The following is a 15,364-nucleotide window of genomic DNA, read 5'->3' as shown; positions in this document are numbered from 1 at the left end:
TGCGGAGGCAGGAGCCTAGGGGTGGCCTTGTTGAACCGGAGCGTTTAGGCTCCTGCTTTCGCAGGAGCACGGCGGGCGGAGGTCCGCTAGCCCCTCCCTTCCTCCTCGATTGCGTCGAGGACGGTATGGGGGTTCACGTCGCGTTTGATCTCGTGGAAGTCGGGATCCTCCTCCTCGATGCCGAGCTTGCGAGCGATGCGATCGACCAGCCCGGCAAGTTGGGTGAGTTCGTGTTCGGCCAGCAGGTTGATGTGCAGGTCGAGGTCGGCGCGGCGGTCGGCGGCGGCGGCCATTCGGTTCTGGCTGATGAGGACGAAGGTGGAGAGGAAGATCGCCTCCACGGAGGCCTCCATGGCGAGCACGACGAAGGTCGGGTCGAAGGGTGCGACGCCCGGCACCCAGCCGAGGTTGATCGCGATCCAGCTTCCGTAAAGCAAAACGTGGATCAGGACGAAGGTCATCGATCCGGTGAAGCGGGTGATGTAGTCGGCGATCCGCTCGCTGAACGGGGCGTCGCGCTGCTCGGCCGCGCGCCGCGCCCGCAGGGTGGCGATATTCTCCGCCAGCGTTCCGGTCATCGTCGCGGCGAGCGCAGGATCGGTCATTCACGCCGAATGTCAGGGAAGGTCTTTGGTTGCATGGAGAAGGCGGCATGATGCGCGCGGCGGTGCTGCACGGACCCGGCGAGATCCGAATCGCGGAGGTGGCGAGGCCCGAGCCAGGGCCGGGGCAGCTGCGCGTGCGGCTGGAGGGATGCGGCGTCTGTGCGTCGAACCTGGAGCCGTGGGCGGGGCTGGAGTGGATGACCTATCCGGCGGAAGCGGGCGGGCTCGGCCATGAGGGCTGGGGCGTGGTGGATGCGGTCGGCGAGAACGTCGAAGGTTTCGCGACAGGCGATCGGGTGACGATGCTGTCGGGCCGGAGCTTCGCTGAATACGATGTTGTGGATGCGGCGGCGGCGGTGAAGCTGCCCGACGCGCTCGCAGGCCAGCCCTTTCCCGGCGAGCCGATCGCCTGCGCCATGAATATCTTCCGGCGCAGCGAGATCCAGGCGGGGCAGACGGTGGCGATCGTCGGCATCGGCTTTCTAGGGGCGGTGCTGACGCGACTGGCGACAGACGCGGGCGCGCGGGTGATCGCGATTTCGCGGCGGCAGGAGTCGCTGGACCTCGCAAAGGCTTACGGGGCCGCCGAGACGATCCCGATGCACGATCATTGGCAGATCATCGAGCGGGTGAAGGGGATCACCGGCGAGGCCCTGTGCGAGCGGGTGATCGAGGCGGTGGGCAAGCAATGGCCGCTTGACCTTGCGGGAGAACTGGTCGGGTTCGGCGGGAAGCTGATCGTCGCCGGCTACCATCAGGACGGGCCGCGCCAGGTGAGCATGCAGATGTGGAACTGGAAGGGGATTGATGTCGTCAACGCCCATGAGCGCGACCCGGCGGTGCAGATGCGCGGCCTGCGCGAGGCGGTGGACGCGGTGGCGAGCCGGCGGCTTGACCCGACCCCGCTTTATTCGAAGCGCTACCGGCTTGAGGACCTTGGTCAGGCTCTGGACGACACGCGCGACAAGCCCGGCGATTTCGTGAAGGCGCTGGTGACCTATGAATAAGCCGCGGGTCGGCTTTCTCGGCACCGGCTGGATCGGGCGGCATCGCATGGCGGCGATGCTGGATACAGGCGTGATCGAGGCCGCGGCGATCTGCGATCCCGCGCCCGAATGCGTCGCGGAGGCGCGGGCGCTGGCGCCGGATGCGCAGGTCGCGGGATCGCTGGACGAGATGCTGGCGATGGAACTCGACGGGATCGTCATTGCGACGCCGAGCGCGGCCCACGCCGAACAGTCGATCCACGCGTTGCAAGCGGGTGCGGCGGTATTTTGTCAGAAACCCCTTGGCCGCAATGCCGCAGAGGCGCGCGCGGTAATCGGCGCGGCGAAGACGGTGAATCGGCTACTCGGCGTCGACCTTTCCTACCGCCATACCGCTGCGGTGGGGGCGATCGCGCCGTTGCTGCGTGATGGAGCGATCGGCCGGGTGCAGGCGATCGATCTGGTGTTCCACAACGCCTACGGGCCGGACAAGCCATGGTTCTACGACCGGGCGCTGTCCGGCGGCGGATGCGTGATCGACCTCGGCGTGCACCTTGTCGATCTCGCCTTGTGGCTGCTCGACTTTCCTGTGGTCGAGCGGGTGAGTGCCTCCTTGTCGGCCAGCGGCAAGCCGCTCAGGGAGACGCCGCACGCGGTGGAGGACTACGCCGTCGCAACCCTTGATCTTGCCGGCGGCACGGTGGTGCGGCTCGCCTGTTCCTGGCGGCTACAGGCGGGCCAGGAGGCGGTGATCGAGGCGAGCTTCTACGGCACGAACGGGGGCGCGAAGCTCCGCAACATCGGCGGGTCGTTCTACGATTTTGAGGCCTTGCGCCTGAACGGGACACAGCAGGAACTGCTGGTCAGCCCACCCGACGAATGGGGCGGTCGTGCCGCCGCCGCCTGGGCGCGCGCGCTTGCCGCCGGATCGCGCTTCGAACCGACGGCCGAGGCGTTCGCGGCGAGCGCGGACGTACTCGATCGAATCTATGCCGCCGCGGGAGCGCCCGTCACTTCTTCTTGAGCGCATCCGGTTTGTGGACGGCTTCCTTGCCGGACTTGTCGCTCTTCACGCGGTATTGCGGGTCGTCCTTGCTCGCCTTGGCGGTATGGCCGCCGGCCTTGGCCGTGCCCGTCTCCTTCTTGACCACCTTGCCCGAAGTCTCGCCCTGCGGCGTGTCCCAAGTGACGTGATCGCCGGCCTTCAGAGTCTTGGTCATGCTGCTCTCTCCATCATGATCGGTCACTCGGCGGCGAGAAGCGCGCCTTCATCGACATCGGGTTCGTCTTCCGCATCGACGCCGCGCTCCAGCCGCGCCTCGTCGGCGGCATAGGCGTCGGCCTGCGCCTCGGTGATGCCGAACCGGGCGGCCACGTCAGGCGCGAAGCGGAGAAGATCGGGGCGAAGGCGCAGCAGGCTGAGGTCCTTCGACTTGCCCTCCAGCATCACGTCGAAGATCAGCCCTTCGGCCATGCGCATGAAGGTGGCGAACTCGAATGGGTTGGTGAAGTCGGCATGTCCTGTCCAGATCGGCGGGCGCAGCACGGTCTTTGTGCGTGCCGCCGCTTTCACCGGTGCCTTCAGCACCTCGCCCGCCTTCGCCTTGCCCTTCCCCGCCTTCGCATCGGCGCGCTGCTTGGGCGTGATCTTCTGCTTGATCTCGCGCAGTTCTGTACGAGGCGATGAGAAGTGGATCTTGGGGCGCACGCCCTCCGGCCAGGTGGCGAGGAAGCGTTCCAGCGTTTCGCGCATGTCCAGCCGCTCGGGGTTGAGGCACCAGAAGTGCTGGTAATCGAAGATGAGGCGCACGCCGGTCCGTTCGTGGATCCACAGCGTGTCGGCGGCGGAGAAGCGAACGTCGTCGTTCTCCAGCACCAGGCGGCGGCGCACATGCTCGGGGCATTGCTCCCAGCCATCGATCCAGCGGGCGCGGCTCGCCTCATGATCGCCATAGACGCCGCCGACATGGGTGATCATCACCGCCTCGTCGTCCAGCTCCATGCGGTCGAGCATCTCGGCCTGGCTGGATAGGTCCCAGATGCTCTTCCGCGTCAGCTCCGGATCGGGCGCGTTGAGCAGGACGTATTGCGAGGGATGGAAGGACAGGCGGATGCCGTAGCTCCGCGCCTTGGCGCCGAAGGCGCGAAGCTCCGCATCGCTGTCCGCCACCATCGAGTGGAACTGCGGCATGTCCGGGTGGGTGGCGTAGGGCGCGATGTCCGAGGAGAGACGGTACATGTCGAGCCGCTCCGACTTCAGATAATCGAGCACCGGGTCGAGCAATCCAAGCGAGCATTTGAGATGCGGGTTCTTCTGCCAGCGGCGGGTATCCTGCGTCTTCAGACCCGGCTTGCCCATGACCTTGACCGGAAAGCCCAGGCGAAGCGGATGTGACGGATCGGTCATTTCGGCTCAGCCTCCGCTCTTGTGCTCCGGCTTACCCTTGCGCTTGGTGTGCGCCATTTCCTCGAGCTGCTTCTCGGTCATGGACTTCGCCATGCTCTTCGACGCGCCCTTCAGCTTCGACTTGGGACTGTCGCCGCGCTTGGCGCTGAGCGCGGCGCCGGCGGCCTTTTGCTGGGCGGCGGACTTGGCGGGCATCTGGCTTCTCCTGTCGAAGCGCGATCAACGCCCCGCCTGCAGCATGGTGCCGCCACAACGAAGATCCGCTGCACCGATACGTTGACGCCGCCGATTTTTCTGCGACATTGTAAGTCGGTTTACGAATACAGAAACAGGTCGGACACTCGATATGTGTTTGGCATGATCCGGGAGTAAGCTAAGACGCTGGCACGCTGTTTCGGCAGCAGAGCAAAACGAATCGCCGAACAAGCCTGTCGCCCGACTGTGGGGAGAACAGGCGGCAGGCGGAATGGGAGAGGAATATGGCGAAGTCCGTTTACCTGAAGCTTGCGTCCACGATCCTGGCGACCGTTGCGCTGCCTGCCTTCGCGCAGGACGGAGTGCCCGCTTCGAGCACCGGTCCGACTGGAGAGGCTGTCCGCGCTGATCCGGAAGCCCCCGCAAGCACCGACTCCAGCGGCGGCGAGATCATCGTCACCGCACAACGGCGCGAGGAGCGCGTGCAGGACATCCCCGTCGCAATCTCCGCCTTCGGTGGTGCGCAGGTGCAGCGGCTGGGTATCGTCAGCCTGGAGAATGTGGCGCCGCGCGTGCCGAGCTTCTACTTCGGCAGCTTCGGCGCGTCCCGCCCGCAGCTGTATATTCGTGGCATCGGCACCCGTTCCTTCGATCCGGGCTCGGAGAGCTCGGTCGGCGTGTTCGTCGATGACGTCTATCTCGGCCGCGCCTCCGGTTCCTTCGGATCGCTGCGCGATATCGAGCGGATCGAGGTGCTGCGCGGGCCGCAGGGGACACTGTACGGCCGCAACACCATCGCCGGCGCAATCAACGTCATCACCAAGGGGCCGACGCCCAACTTCACCGCCGAGGCGGAGGCCGGCATTAGCAATTACGACGGCTACGAGGTGTTCGGCGCGGTGGGCGGGCCTGTCACCAGCGATGGCAAGGTCATGTTCCGCGTCGCCGGCTGGCGTACCTATCGCGACGGTTACATGAAGAATGAGACCACGGGGACGAAGTTCCAGGGCCTCGACAATTGGGGCGGTCGTGCGCGGCTGGCATTCCGGCCGACCGACACGACCCGCATCGATCTGACCGCGGAAGTGGTCCAGGACGATGATGAGGCGGCATTCTCCGGCTTTAGCCGCGGCAGCGGCCCATCCATCACGGCGGGGGGCGCCTATGTTCCTGCCAATCCCAGCGCGGCCTTCCTGGGCCGGCCGGGTCTCGCCGCAGTCCCCTACACGGGCGGCAACAGCTATGCCCTGTCGTTCGACCCGTATCTCGACCGCCGGGTGGAGGCGTATATCGGCCGCATCGAGCAGGACACCGACTTCGCGACGATCACTGCGATTAGCGCCTATCGCAAGCTCAAGATCAATGACGGCCGTGACCTCGAAGGCTCATCGCTGGACGTCGTCAACCAGCTGAGCCGCGAACGTTCCAAGCAGTTCACGCAGGAACTGCGCATCACCTCCAATCCGGACGGCGCGCTGAGCTTCGGAGGCGCGCTCGATTGGATCATCGGCGGCTTCTACTACCGCGATCGCAGCAACCGCTCCGATGCGTTCGAATTGGGCGTGGACAGCGTCACCGCGCTGCTGAGCGGTGGGCCGCAGACCAGCGTCGCGGCGTCCCGCTACCAGATCGACAGCTACGCCGTCTTCGGCCAAGCGACGGCGCATTTCGGCGAGCATTTCGACCTGACCCTGGGTGGTCGCTACACCCGGGACGAGAAGCGCGCGATCCAGACGGGCACGAACACCCAGCCTGGCGTGCCGCTGATCGCGGCGCCCTTCGCGGTCGATAACGAGGCGACGTATACCTCGTTCGATCCGCGCATCGTGGCGACGGTCAAGCTCAACCGCGATGTCAGCGTCTATGCGAGCTATTCGACCGGCTTCAAGTCGGGCGGCTTTCAGTACGTCCCCTTCTCCGCCGCCCAGGCGAACGTCCTGTTCGAGCCGGAAGACATCAAGACCTATGAGATCGGCCTGAAATCGGAATGGCTGGACCGCCGGTTGCGCTTCAACGTCTCGGCATTCAAGTATTCGTACAAGGACCTGCAGGTCTCCCAGATCGTCGATCTCGGCGGTGGCGCAGCAGCAAGCCTGATCAACAACGCGGCGTCGAGCACGATCAAAGGCGTCGATGTCGAGATCCTGGCCAGGCCCAGCGACAATTTCGACGTGAGCGTCGCCTACGGCTATCTCGACGCGAACTACGACGAATATGTGTTCAACGCGGTCCAGGACTTCTCCGGCACGCAGATGGTTCGCGCGCCGAAGAACAGCCTGAACATTGGCGCGGAATGGCGTATCCCGATCGGTGACGAGAGCCGCCTGACTCTACGGGCAGATTACGCTCTGCTCGACGAGTTCTTCCATGAGCCGGGCGAGGCGAACCCAATCTTCGGCGGGGCGACCAGCCTGACTCGCGAGCCGTCCTATGGTCTGCTCGACCTGCGCGCCGCTTATGAGTTCGGGAATTTCCGCGTGACCGGCTATGCCACCAACGTGACCAAGCAGCGGTACCGGCGTACGGTGCTCGCGCTGGGTTCGACGCTGAGCGACTTTCCCGGACAGCCGCGCATCTACGGCATGAAGGTCGCGTACAAGTTCTGAGGAGCCGACAAGCAATGTTGACCGTCCATCACCTCGGGATTTCGCAGTCGGAGCGGGTCGTCTGGCTGTGCGAGGAACTGGGCCTGCCCTACGATCTCGTCATCCACGCGCGGGATGCGGAGACGATGCTCGCCCCCGACGCCTATCGCGCACTGCATCCCGCCGGCACGGCTCCCGTCATCGTCGACGGGGATGTCGTGCTTGGGGAGTCGGGGGCGATCCTGGAGTATGTCGCTCGCAAGCACGGCGGCGGACGCTTCATCCTGGGGCCCGATGATGCGAACTTTGCGGAGTACCTCTACTGGTTCCATTTCTCGAATGCCTCGTTGATGGCGAACGGCATGATCGAGGTCGCGCTCGGCCTCGCCGGTGCCGACAGCGACAACACGACGCTTAGCGGGCTGCGTGGGCGGCTCGACCGCGCCTATGCGATGATCGAGACTCGGCTTGGTCAGGCGGAGTGGTTCGCCGGTGATCGGTTCACGCTCGCGGACATCATGATGGCCTTTCCGCTCGGCACGATGCGGATGTTCACGCCTTACGACATTTCCGGCCTGCCCGCGATTCAGGCCTATTTGAAGCGGGTGAGCGCGCGACCTGCGTTTCAAGCCACCCGCGCCAAGGCCGACCCGCAACTGCCGGTAGAACTGACCTGACCATTTGCATAGGATACAGTCGGAAGCCCTTGGGATAGCCGAGGGCGGAGACGAAGGAGAGAATGCCGTGACCGAAGCTGCAGAACAGGCCGCCGATGCGCTCGGTGCGGTAATCGAGGCGCGCGACACGGCGGGGCTGCAAAGCCTGTATGCCGAGGACATCGCAATCTGGCACGGCGTGACCAATGTGGAGCAGAGCAAGGCCGAGAATATCGCTCTTCTCGACCAAGTCTTCCGCATCACCTCGCGCCTTCGTTACGCCGACATCCGCCGCTTCCGGATCGAAGACGGCATTGTGCAGCAGCACAGCCTGGTGGGCGCCTTCGCTGATGGTACTCCGACCCCCGACCTGCACGCCTGCCTCGTTCTGAAGCTGCGCGGTGACCAGATCGTGCGGATTGACGAGTATTTCGACAGTGCGGCCTTCGCGCCGTTCGCCGAGCGGATCGCCGCATTATCGCAAGTGGACGCATGACGTGGTGAAGCGGTTGCGCCTGGCAGAGCCGCGGTATAAACCGGTCATACGGTTTGTGTTGATCGCTGCAGGACTAGCTCCTTCGAACTCGAGGATAAAGAGAACACAATGTCCTGGTTGAAGTCGATCTTCGGTGGCGGCGGCAGCGGCGGGTCCGAACGGACCGTGACGCTCCAGCCCTCCGGCGCGCAGTTCGCGGTGCCGAAGGGCGAGACGGTCCTTGAGCGCGCGCTGAAGGAAGGCATCGCCTATCCGCATGACTGCACGGTCGGCACCTGCGGGTCGTGCCGCAGCAAGCTGATCGAGGGGAAGGTCGATGCGATCACCCCATTCAGCTATACGCTGAGCCGTGAGGAGCTGGAGGCCGGGTACATCCTCGCCTGCCAGGCGGTGCCGAAGGGGCCGGTGGTGCTGGAGGTCGATACCGCCGTCGCCGACCGGCCGGGTGCCGAGAGCTATCAGGGCCGGCTGGTCGAAAGCGAGAACCTCACCCATGACATCAAGCGGCTGGTGATCGAGCTGGACCGGCCGATGCCGTACATCGCAGGGCAGTATGTCAATGTCGGCTGGCCCGGCGACACGCGGACGCGATCTTACTCCTATGCCGAGAAGCCGGAAGCAGGCGGGCGGCAGCGTATCTCTACCTTCGTGCGGCGCGTGCCGGGCGGCGCTTTCACCGGGTACATCTTCGACACGGCGCAACCGGGTGATCCGCTGACCTTGGACGGGCCGCATGGCAATTTCTGGCTGCGCGAAGGGACGGGCCCGATCGTCTGCATCGCGGGCGGCAGCGGCATGGCCCCGATCATCAGCCTGCTGGAGGACGCGGCGGCGCGCGGGGCGCGGCGCGACTGCATCCTGCTGTTCGGTGCGCGGGGTGCGCGCGACCTCTATGCCGAGGATCGCATCGCCGCGATCCGGTCGCGCTGGGCCGCGTTCTTCGATTACTGGCCGGTGCTGTCGGAAGAGCCGGTCGCGGGGATGCGCGACGGCTTCGTCACCGCGCATATCGCGGCGGCGCTCGATCGTCTGGGGGGCGGAGCTCAGGGTTATCTGTGCGGCCCGCCCGGCATGATCGACGCCGGTGTCGAGACGCTCACCGCAGGCGGCGTGCCGCTCGACTGCATCCACTACGACAAGTTCACCGACGCCAGCACGACCGCCGCCGCCACCGCGTGACGGACGGCTCAAAGCAATAGAGAGGGGAGTTAGAACATGCGTCTCGAAGGCCGCACCGCGATCATTACCGGAGGCGCTGCCGGCATCGGCCGCGCCATTTCGGAGCTTTTCCTGAAGGAAGGCGCCAACGTCGTCATCGCGGACATGAAGGGCGCCGATGCCGCTGCGGCGGAGTTGGGCGACAAGGCCCTGGGCGTTGCGACCGACGTCTCCGATCAGGCAAGCACGCAGGCGATGGCCAAGGCGGCCGTCGACCGCTTCGGCGGTATCGACGTGCTGGTCAACAATGCCGGCATCTTCACCGGCGTCAGCTATACCCCGATGGAAGCGCTACAAATCGCCGACTGGCAGAAGATGATGGCCGTCAACGTGATGGGCCCCTGGCTCTGCGCCACCGCCGTCTCCGGCGCGATGCGCGAAAAGGGCGGCGGACGCATCATCAACATCGCCTCGGTGATCGCGCACGTCGGCATTCCGTTCATGCTCCACTATGTCGCCAGCAAGGGCGCGCTCGCGGCGATGACCCGCGGCATGGCGCGCGAGTTCGGGGCGACCAAGGCGGGCATCACCGTCAACGCGATCTCGCCCGGCTACACCCACTCCGCCAATGCGATGGCCAATGCCGAGCAACACGCCCAGTTCGAAGGCGTCGCATCCCAGATGCGCACGATCGAGCGGCCGCAGCAGCCGGGCGACATCGCCGGCGCGGCTTTGTGGCTGGCGAGCGACGAGGCGTCCTACGTGAACGGCCAGAACATCGTCGTTGACGGCGGCATCTTCATGAGCCTGTGAGCGGAATGGCGACCGATCATCCCGCGATCGCGGCAAGGCTGCGCGCCGCCTATACGGGCGGCGTGGTGCCACCGCTGCGCGATGCGCTGGAGCCGACCGATGCGGACGGTGCCTATGCCGTCCAGTCGATCAACGTCGCGCATTGGCAGCGCCAAGGCCGCAAGCTGGTCGGTCGCAAGGTCGGGCTGACCGCCAAGGCGGTGCAGGCGCAATTGGGGGTGGACCGGCCGGATTTCGGGGCCCTGTTCGCCGACATGGCCGTTCCGAACGGCGGCGAGGTCGATCCCACCCGCCTGATCCAGCCGAAGGCGGAGGCGGAGGTCGCCTTCGTCATGGGCCGGACGGTGGACGATCCGAACCTGTCGGTGGAGGATCTCGCAGCCGCCATCGACCATGCCGCCGCCGCGATCGAGATCGTGGACAGCCGCATCGCCGACTGGAAGATCACCTTCGCCGACACGGTGGCGGACAACGGCTCCTCCGCGCTCTTCGTGCTGGGCGACGACCGGCGCAAGCTGGACGGCCTCGACCTCTACACCTGCGGCATGGCGATGACGCAGAACGGCGCGGTGGTGTCGCTGGGTGCGGGCGCGGCGTGCCTCGGCCATCCGCTGAACGCCGTCCGCTGGCTGGCAGCGACTTTGGCGGAGCGGGGCGAGGCGCTGCAGGCGGGCGATGTCGTGCTTTCGGGTGCGCTGGGGCCGATGGTGGCGTTCGGGCCGGGCGACCGGCTGGAGGCGAAGATCGGCGGCCTCGGCAGCGTCGGCTTCAGTTGTGGGGTACGCTCATGAAGACCAAGGTCGCGATCATCGGATCGGGCAATATCGGCACCGATCTGATGATCAAGGTGATGCGCCTGTCCGACACGCTGGAGGTGGCGGCGATGGTCGGCATCGATCCGGAATCGGACGGGCTGAAGCGTGCCGAGCGGATGGGCGTCGCGACCACATCGGGCGGCATCGACGGCCTCGTCGCCCTGCCCTGCTTCGCCGAGATCGGCATCGTGTTCGACGCGACTTCGGCCGGCGCGCACAAGCATCATGACGCGGTGCTGCGCAGCCACGGCAAGACGGTGATCGACCTCACCCCGGCGGCGATCGGCCCCTATGTGATTCCGCCTGTCAACGGCGACGCGCATCTGGACGCCGGCAACCTCAACATGGTCACCTGCGGCGGGCAGGCGACGATCCCGATCGTGGCGGCGGTGAACAGGGTGGCGAAGGTCCGCTATGGCGAGATCGTGGCATCGATCGCGTCGAAATCGGCCGGACCCGGCACCCGCGCCAATATCGACGAGTTTACCGAGACGACCAGCCGCGCCATATCCGAAGTGGGCGGGGCGGACCGCGGCAAGGCGATCATCGTCCTCAACCCCGCAGAGCCGCCGCTCATCATGCGCGACACGGTCTACTGCCTGACGGACGACGGCGACCCGGCGGCGATCGCCGCCTCGGTCGAGGCGATGGTCGAGGAGGTGCGCGCCTATGTCCCGGGCTATCGCCTGAAGCAGGAGGTGCAGGTTGAACGGATCGGCGGCAACCAGCCGCTGCGCATCCCCGAAATGGACGCCGAGTTCACCGGCCTGAAGGTCAGCGTGTTCCTGGAGGTGGAGGGTGCCGCCCATTACCTGCCGGCCTATGCGGGCAATCTCGACATCATGACGTCGGCGGCGCTCCGCACGGCGGAGAAGGTGGCGGCACGGCTCCAGAAGGTGGCGGCATGAGCCTCGATCCCGCCACGCAGAAGCTCTACATCCAGGACGTCACGCTCCGCGACGGAATGCACGCGATCCGTCATCAATACGGGCTGGATCACGTCCAGGCGATCGCCCGCGCGCTCGATGCCGCAAAGGTCGATGCCATCGAGGTGGCGCATGGCGACGGCCTGTCCGGCTCATCCTTCAACTACGGCTTCGGCGCACATACCGACTGGGACTGGATCGAGGCGGTGGCGGAGGTGCTGGAGCACAGCGTCCTCACCACCCTGCTGCTGCCCGGTATCGGCACCATCCACGACCTGAAGCATGCCTATGACCTCGGCGTGCGATCGGTGCGCGTCGCGACCCACTGCACCGAGGCGGATGTCGCCAAGCAGCATATCGAATACGCCCGCAACCTCGGCATGGACGTCTCCGGCTTCCTGATGATGAGCCATATGAGCGAGCCGGATGCGCTCGCGCAGCAGGCCCTGCTGATGGAAAGCTATGGCGCGCATTGCGTCTATGTGACCGACAGCGGCGGGGCGATGACGATGGCGCAGTACGCCGCGCGCCTGCAGGCCTATGACCGCGTGCTGAAGCCGGAGACGCAGCGCGGCGTCCACGCCCACCACAACCTCTCGCTGGGCGTCGCCAATTCGATCGTCGCGGTGGAAAACGGCGCGGTACGGGTGGATGCGAGCCTCGCCGGCATGGGCGCGGGCGCGGGCAACGCGCCGCTGGAGGTGTTCATCGCCGCCGCCGACGTGCAGGGGTGGAACCACGGCTGCGACCTCTTCGGCCTGATGGATGCGGCGGAGGACCTCGTTCGCCCGCTGCAGGACCGGCCGGTGCGCGTCGATCGCGAGACGCTGAGCCTGGGCTATGCGGGCGTCTACTCCTCCTTCCTGCGCCATGCGGAGAAGGCGGCGGCGGACCACGGCCTCGACACCCGCGCGATCCTGATCGAACTCGGCCGCCGCAAGATGGTCGGTGGGCAGGAGGACATGATCGTCGACGTCGCGCTCGACATGGCCAAGCAGCGGGCGGGCGCATGACCGCCCCTGCCGTGCCCGATCGCGTCGGCGACTATGACGATGTCTACGGCCGCAGCGTCGATGATCCGGAGGGCTTCTGGCGTAAGGCGGCGGAGGCGGTCGGCTGGGATCAGCCACCGGAGCAAGCCTTCCGCCTGCGCGACGACGGCATGGCCGACTGGTTCCCCGGCGGCACGCTCAACACCTGCTACAATGCCGTGGACCGGCATGTGGAGGCGGGCCTCGGCGAGCGCATCGCCCTGATCCACGACAGCGCGATGACCGGCGACGTTCGCCGCTTCACTTACCGGCAGCTGCAGACCGAGGTCGCGCGCGTCGCGGGGATGATGGCCGCGTTCGGCGTCGCGAAGGGCGACCGCGTCCTCATCTACATGCCGATGGTGCCGGAGGCGGTGTTCGCGATGCTCGCCTGCGCGCGTCTAGGCGCGGTCCACTCGGTGGTCTTCGGCGGCTTTGCGGCGGCCGAGCTCGCCAAGCGGATCGATGACGCGACGCCGAAGCTGGTGCTCACCGCCTCCTGCGGGTTGGAGCCGAACCGGGTGGTCGCCTACAAGCCGCTGCTGGACGAGGCGATCGCCTTGTCGGTCAGCAAGGTCGAACGCTGCATCGTCCTCCAGCGGCCGCAGCTGACCGCTCAATTACTGCCGATGCGCGACCTCGACTGGGCGGACGCGCTGTCCGGTTCGGAGGAGGCTCCCTGCACGGCCGTTGCCGCGGGCGATCCGCTCTACATCCTCTACACCTCGGGCACGACGGGCATCCCCAAGGGCGTCGTCCACGACCATGGCGGCCATGCCGTCGCGCTGACCTGGAGCCTGCCGAACATCTATGGCGTCCGCCCCGGCGAGACATTCTGGGCGGGATCGGACATCGGCTGGGCGGTCGGACACAGCTACATCGTCTATGGCCCGCTGTTCCTCGGCTGCACCACGGTGATGTTCGAGGGCAAGCCGGTCGGCACGCCGGATGCCGGCACGTTCTGGCGGGTGATTCGCGACCACGATGTCGACGTCTTCTTCACCGCACCGACTGCGATCCGCGCGATCAAGCGCGAGGATCCGGAGGGCCGTGAGGTCGCCGCACATGGCACAGGCCAACTGCGCGCGCTGTTCCTGGCGGGCGAGCGGGCCGACCCCGATACGCTCGGCTGGGCGGAACGCGTACTGGGCGTGCCGGTCATCGACCATTGGTGGCAGACCGAACTCGGCTGGCCCGCGCTCGCCACCTGCCTCGGTCTGGGCCCACCCGCCACACGGCACGGCAGCGCGGGGCGACCCGTGCCCGGCTACCGTTTCGCCATCCTCAACGCAGAGGGCGAGGAGCTGCCTGCGGGTGAGACCGGCGACATCGTCATCCGCCTGCCGCTGGCCCCCGGCGCGTTGACCACCCTGTGGCAGCGGCAGGCGCATTTCGTCGATGCCTATCTCACCGCCCATCCGGGCTATTACACAACCGGGGACGCCGGCCTGATCGACGCTGATGGCTATGTCCATGTGATGAGCCGAATCGACGACATCATCAACGTCGCCGGCCATCGCCTGTCCACCGGGGGGATCGAGCAAATCGTCGCCGCCCATCCCGACGTGGCGGAATGCGCGGTCGTGGGGGTAGCCGACGCGCTGAAGGGCATGGTGCCGCTCGGCCTCGTCGTCCTGAAGAGCGGCGTGTCGCGGGACGAGGCGTCGATCTGCCGCGAGGTCGTTGAGCGGGTGCGCAACGAACTCGGCCCCGTGGCGGCGTTCAAGTCGGTCGCGGTGACCAGCCTGCTGCCGAAGACCCGATCGGGCAAGGTGCTCCGCTCGACCATCCGCCGGATCGCGGATGGGGAAGCCTTCACCATGCCCGCGACGATCGATGACCCCTCAGCAATCGGTGCCATCGAAGCCGCGTTGGCTAAGCTGACCGCGAACGCCGCCTAGCTTTTCGTCCGGCGCCGCTTCGGTTTCCCGTCGAGAGCTGCTGGGAGTGGCCAGGTGTTGACGATCATCTGCTCGATGCGCGCGATCACCGCATCGAGATGCGGCGTCACGTCTTCCCAGAGCGAGCGCATACCCATGCCGCCGAGCATCGAGGCAGCGATGCGCACGATCTCTTCGGCGTCGCTTGCCGCCCAGCCCGAATCGACCAGAACCCGGCTCCAGTTCGCATAGACCTGCCCGCGATATTCGCCCGCAATCCGGCTGATTTCTTCCTTGATCCCGTCGGTCTTCGACCCATCGATCGCGATGTCGAGCGCGACCCAGTAATGCGTGCCCAGGAAGAATTCGCGCAGATCGGCCAGAAGATGCGGCAGCGGGTTCGCACCAGCGGGGATCGCGGCAAGCCGCTTCCGCGAAAGCCGCGAAGCCTCGGCAAAGGCATATTCCAGCGCGGCGAGGGTCAGCCCGTCCTTCGTCGCAAAGTGGTGTACCTGCGCACCCTGACTCACCCCCGCACGCGCCGCGACAGCCGCCGTCCGGAATGCCGAATGCCCTTTTTCGGCGACGATCTCGAACGCCGCTTGCGACAGTTTCGCGCGCATTTCTTCAGTGCGCTGCGCCTGTGTGCGGCGGACGGCGGGCGTACGAACCGCCTTCTTCGAACCGACCTTCAACTCCGACATCCCCTCCACAGCCCCCTTCGAACCCTCGCTATTACAGCACGATGGGCCGTCAAGTGCCACTTGATTGAACCGCCACCGGTCCAACTTGCCCGTTGACAGGCGCGCCG

Annotated in this window: 16 protein-coding genes; 11 read left to right on the top strand and 5 right to left on the bottom strand. The window is 66.4% G+C overall.

Annotation, left to right across the window (positions count from 1 at the left end; genetic code table 11):
- Positions 1 to 86: 86 nt before the first annotated feature.
- A complete protein-coding gene (locus tag ACM608_RS02405; RefSeq protein ID WP_419681547.1) occupies positions 87 to 605 on the bottom strand; it encodes a DUF1003 domain-containing protein in 519 nt (172 codons plus the stop codon).
- Between the two features lie 47 nt (positions 606 to 652).
- Between ACM608_RS02405 and ACM608_RS02400 the strand changes: the two genes are divergently transcribed.
- Together ACM608_RS02400 and ACM608_RS02395 are read left to right on the top strand one after the other, a co-directional pair.
- Positions 653 to 1,612: an MDR/zinc-dependent alcohol dehydrogenase-like family protein gene (locus tag ACM608_RS02400; protein WP_419681545.1), complete on the top strand. Its 960-nt coding sequence runs from the start codon at positions 653 to 655 to the stop codon at positions 1,610 to 1,612.
- Entirely contained in the window at positions 1,605 to 2,615 is a 1,011-nt protein-coding gene (locus tag ACM608_RS02395) for a Gfo/Idh/MocA family protein (protein ID WP_419681543.1), read from the top strand. Before ACM608_RS02400 ends, ACM608_RS02395 begins: the two co-directional genes overlap by 8 nt.
- Here the strand turns inward: ACM608_RS02395 and ACM608_RS02390 are convergent.
- From ACM608_RS02390 to ACM608_RS02380, 3 genes are read right to left on the bottom strand one after another with little or no spacing between them, the layout of a single operon-like run.
- Positions 2,602 to 2,811, bottom strand: coding sequence for a DUF2945 domain-containing protein (locus ACM608_RS02390; protein ID WP_419681541.1), 210 nt, complete (start codon positions 2,809 to 2,811; stop codon positions 2,602 to 2,604). The genes ACM608_RS02395 and ACM608_RS02390 overlap by 14 nt on opposite strands.
- 23 nt (positions 2,812 to 2,834) lie before the next feature.
- Positions 2,835 to 3,998 (bottom strand): UV DNA damage repair endonuclease UvsE, encoded by a 1,164-nt coding sequence (gene uvsE / locus ACM608_RS02385; protein WP_419681539.1) that lies wholly within the window; start codon positions 3,996 to 3,998, stop codon positions 2,835 to 2,837.
- 6 nt (positions 3,999 to 4,004) lie between these two features.
- Positions 4,005 to 4,193 carry a DUF3008 family protein gene (locus ACM608_RS02380; protein ID WP_419681537.1) on the bottom strand — a complete coding sequence of 63 codons (189 nt, stop codon included), beginning with the start codon at positions 4,191 to 4,193 and terminating at the stop codon, positions 4,005 to 4,007.
- 284 nt (positions 4,194 to 4,477) lie between these two features.
- On the opposite strand from ACM608_RS02380, the gene ACM608_RS02375 reads away from it, so the two are divergent.
- The 9 genes from ACM608_RS02375 (at position 4,478) to ACM608_RS02335 (ending at position 14,574) form a co-directional block, all read left to right on the top strand.
- Positions 4,478 to 6,799 (top strand): TonB-dependent receptor, encoded by a 2,322-nt coding sequence (locus ACM608_RS02375; RefSeq protein ID WP_419681535.1) that lies wholly within the window; start codon positions 4,478 to 4,480, stop codon positions 6,797 to 6,799.
- 14 nt (positions 6,800 to 6,813) lie between these two features.
- Positions 6,814 to 7,455, top strand: a complete 642-nt coding sequence (locus tag ACM608_RS02370) for a glutathione S-transferase family protein (RefSeq protein WP_419681533.1) — start codon at positions 6,814 to 6,816, stop codon at positions 7,453 to 7,455.
- Between the two features lie 67 nt (positions 7,456 to 7,522).
- Positions 7,523 to 7,930 carry a nuclear transport factor 2 family protein gene (locus ACM608_RS02365; RefSeq protein ID WP_419681531.1) on the top strand — a complete coding sequence of 136 codons (408 nt, stop codon included), beginning with the start codon at positions 7,523 to 7,525 and terminating at the stop codon, positions 7,928 to 7,930.
- A gap of 108 nt (positions 7,931 to 8,038) precedes the next feature.
- Positions 8,039 to 9,109 (top strand): 2Fe-2S iron-sulfur cluster-binding protein, encoded by a 1,071-nt coding sequence (locus ACM608_RS02360; protein WP_419681529.1) that lies wholly within the window; start codon positions 8,039 to 8,041, stop codon positions 9,107 to 9,109.
- A gap of 36 nt (positions 9,110 to 9,145) precedes the next feature.
- Positions 9,146 to 9,901, top strand: coding sequence for an SDR family NAD(P)-dependent oxidoreductase (locus ACM608_RS02355; protein WP_419681527.1), 756 nt, complete (start codon positions 9,146 to 9,148; stop codon positions 9,899 to 9,901).
- A gap of 5 nt (positions 9,902 to 9,906) precedes the next feature.
- A complete protein-coding gene (locus ACM608_RS02350; RefSeq protein ID WP_419681525.1) occupies positions 9,907 to 10,692 on the top strand; it encodes a 2-keto-4-pentenoate hydratase in 786 nt (261 codons plus the stop codon).
- Positions 10,689 to 11,624, top strand: coding sequence for an acetaldehyde dehydrogenase (acetylating) (locus ACM608_RS02345; RefSeq protein ID WP_419681523.1), 936 nt, complete (start codon positions 10,689 to 10,691; stop codon positions 11,622 to 11,624). The genes ACM608_RS02350 and ACM608_RS02345 overlap by 4 nt, the downstream gene beginning before the upstream one ends.
- Positions 11,621 to 12,655, top strand: a complete 1,035-nt coding sequence (gene dmpG / locus ACM608_RS02340; protein WP_419681521.1) for a 4-hydroxy-2-oxovalerate aldolase — start codon at positions 11,621 to 11,623, stop codon at positions 12,653 to 12,655. Before ACM608_RS02345 ends, dmpG begins: the two co-directional genes overlap by 4 nt.
- Complete coding sequence (locus tag ACM608_RS02335) at positions 12,652 to 14,574, top strand: AMP-binding protein (protein ID WP_419681519.1); 1,923 nt, start codon at positions 12,652 to 12,654, stop codon at positions 14,572 to 14,574. Before dmpG ends, ACM608_RS02335 begins: the two co-directional genes overlap by 4 nt.
- Here the strand turns inward: ACM608_RS02335 and ACM608_RS02330 are convergent.
- Positions 14,571 to 15,257 carry a TetR/AcrR family transcriptional regulator gene (locus tag ACM608_RS02330; RefSeq protein WP_419681517.1) on the bottom strand — a complete coding sequence of 229 codons (687 nt, stop codon included), beginning with the start codon at positions 15,255 to 15,257 and terminating at the stop codon, positions 14,571 to 14,573. The two genes, ACM608_RS02335 and ACM608_RS02330, sit on opposite strands and share 4 nt — an antisense overlap.
- Positions 15,258 to 15,364: the final 107 nt, after the last annotated feature.

Origin of the sequence: Sphingomonas sp. ID0503 (assembly GCF_048565625.1) — a bacterium.
Taxonomy (GTDB): Bacteria; Pseudomonadota; Alphaproteobacteria; order Sphingomonadales; family Sphingomonadaceae; genus JBLZUR01.
The sequence above is the reverse complement of the archived record's forward strand: the minus strand, read 5'-3'. Positions and strand labels throughout refer to the sequence as shown.

What these genes read in the sequence shown, in the direction of transcription:
- uvsE (WP_419681539.1), bottom strand. Translation starts at nt 3,998, where the DNA reads ATGACCGATCCGTCACATCCGCTTCGCCTGGGCTTTCCGGTCAAGGTC.
- ACM608_RS02350 (WP_419681525.1), top strand. Translation starts at nt 9,907, where the DNA reads ATGGCGACCGATCATCCCGCGATCGCGGCAAGGCTGCGCGCCGCCTAT.
- ACM608_RS02355 (WP_419681527.1), top strand. Translation starts at nt 9,146, where the DNA reads ATGCGTCTCGAAGGCCGCACCGCGATCATTACCGGAGGCGCTGCCGGC.
- ACM608_RS02335 (WP_419681519.1), top strand. Translation starts at nt 12,652, where the DNA reads ATGACCGCCCCTGCCGTGCCCGATCGCGTCGGCGACTATGACGATGTC.
- ACM608_RS02370 (WP_419681533.1), top strand. Translation starts at nt 6,814, where the DNA reads ATGTTGACCGTCCATCACCTCGGGATTTCGCAGTCGGAGCGGGTCGTC.
- ACM608_RS02360 (WP_419681529.1), top strand. Translation starts at nt 8,039, where the DNA reads ATGTCCTGGTTGAAGTCGATCTTCGGTGGCGGCGGCAGCGGCGGGTCC.
- ACM608_RS02345 (WP_419681523.1), top strand. Translation starts at nt 10,689, where the DNA reads ATGAAGACCAAGGTCGCGATCATCGGATCGGGCAATATCGGCACCGAT.
- ACM608_RS02395 (WP_419681543.1), top strand. Translation starts at nt 1,605, where the DNA reads ATGAATAAGCCGCGGGTCGGCTTTCTCGGCACCGGCTGGATCGGGCGG.
- dmpG (WP_419681521.1), top strand. Translation starts at nt 11,621, where the DNA reads ATGAGCCTCGATCCCGCCACGCAGAAGCTCTACATCCAGGACGTCACG.
- ACM608_RS02405 (WP_419681547.1), bottom strand. Translation starts at nt 605, where the DNA reads ATGACCGATCCTGCGCTCGCCGCGACGATGACCGGAACGCTGGCGGAG.
- ACM608_RS02390 (WP_419681541.1), bottom strand. Translation starts at nt 2,811, where the DNA reads ATGACCAAGACTCTGAAGGCCGGCGATCACGTCACTTGGGACACGCCG.
- ACM608_RS02375 (WP_419681535.1), top strand. Translation starts at nt 4,478, where the DNA reads ATGGCGAAGTCCGTTTACCTGAAGCTTGCGTCCACGATCCTGGCGACC.
- ACM608_RS02400 (WP_419681545.1), top strand. Translation starts at nt 653, where the DNA reads ATGATGCGCGCGGCGGTGCTGCACGGACCCGGCGAGATCCGAATCGCG.
- ACM608_RS02380 (WP_419681537.1), bottom strand. Translation starts at nt 4,193, where the DNA reads ATGCCCGCCAAGTCCGCCGCCCAGCAAAAGGCCGCCGGCGCCGCGCTC.
- ACM608_RS02330 (WP_419681517.1), bottom strand. Translation starts at nt 15,257, where the DNA reads ATGTCGGAGTTGAAGGTCGGTTCGAAGAAGGCGGTTCGTACGCCCGCC.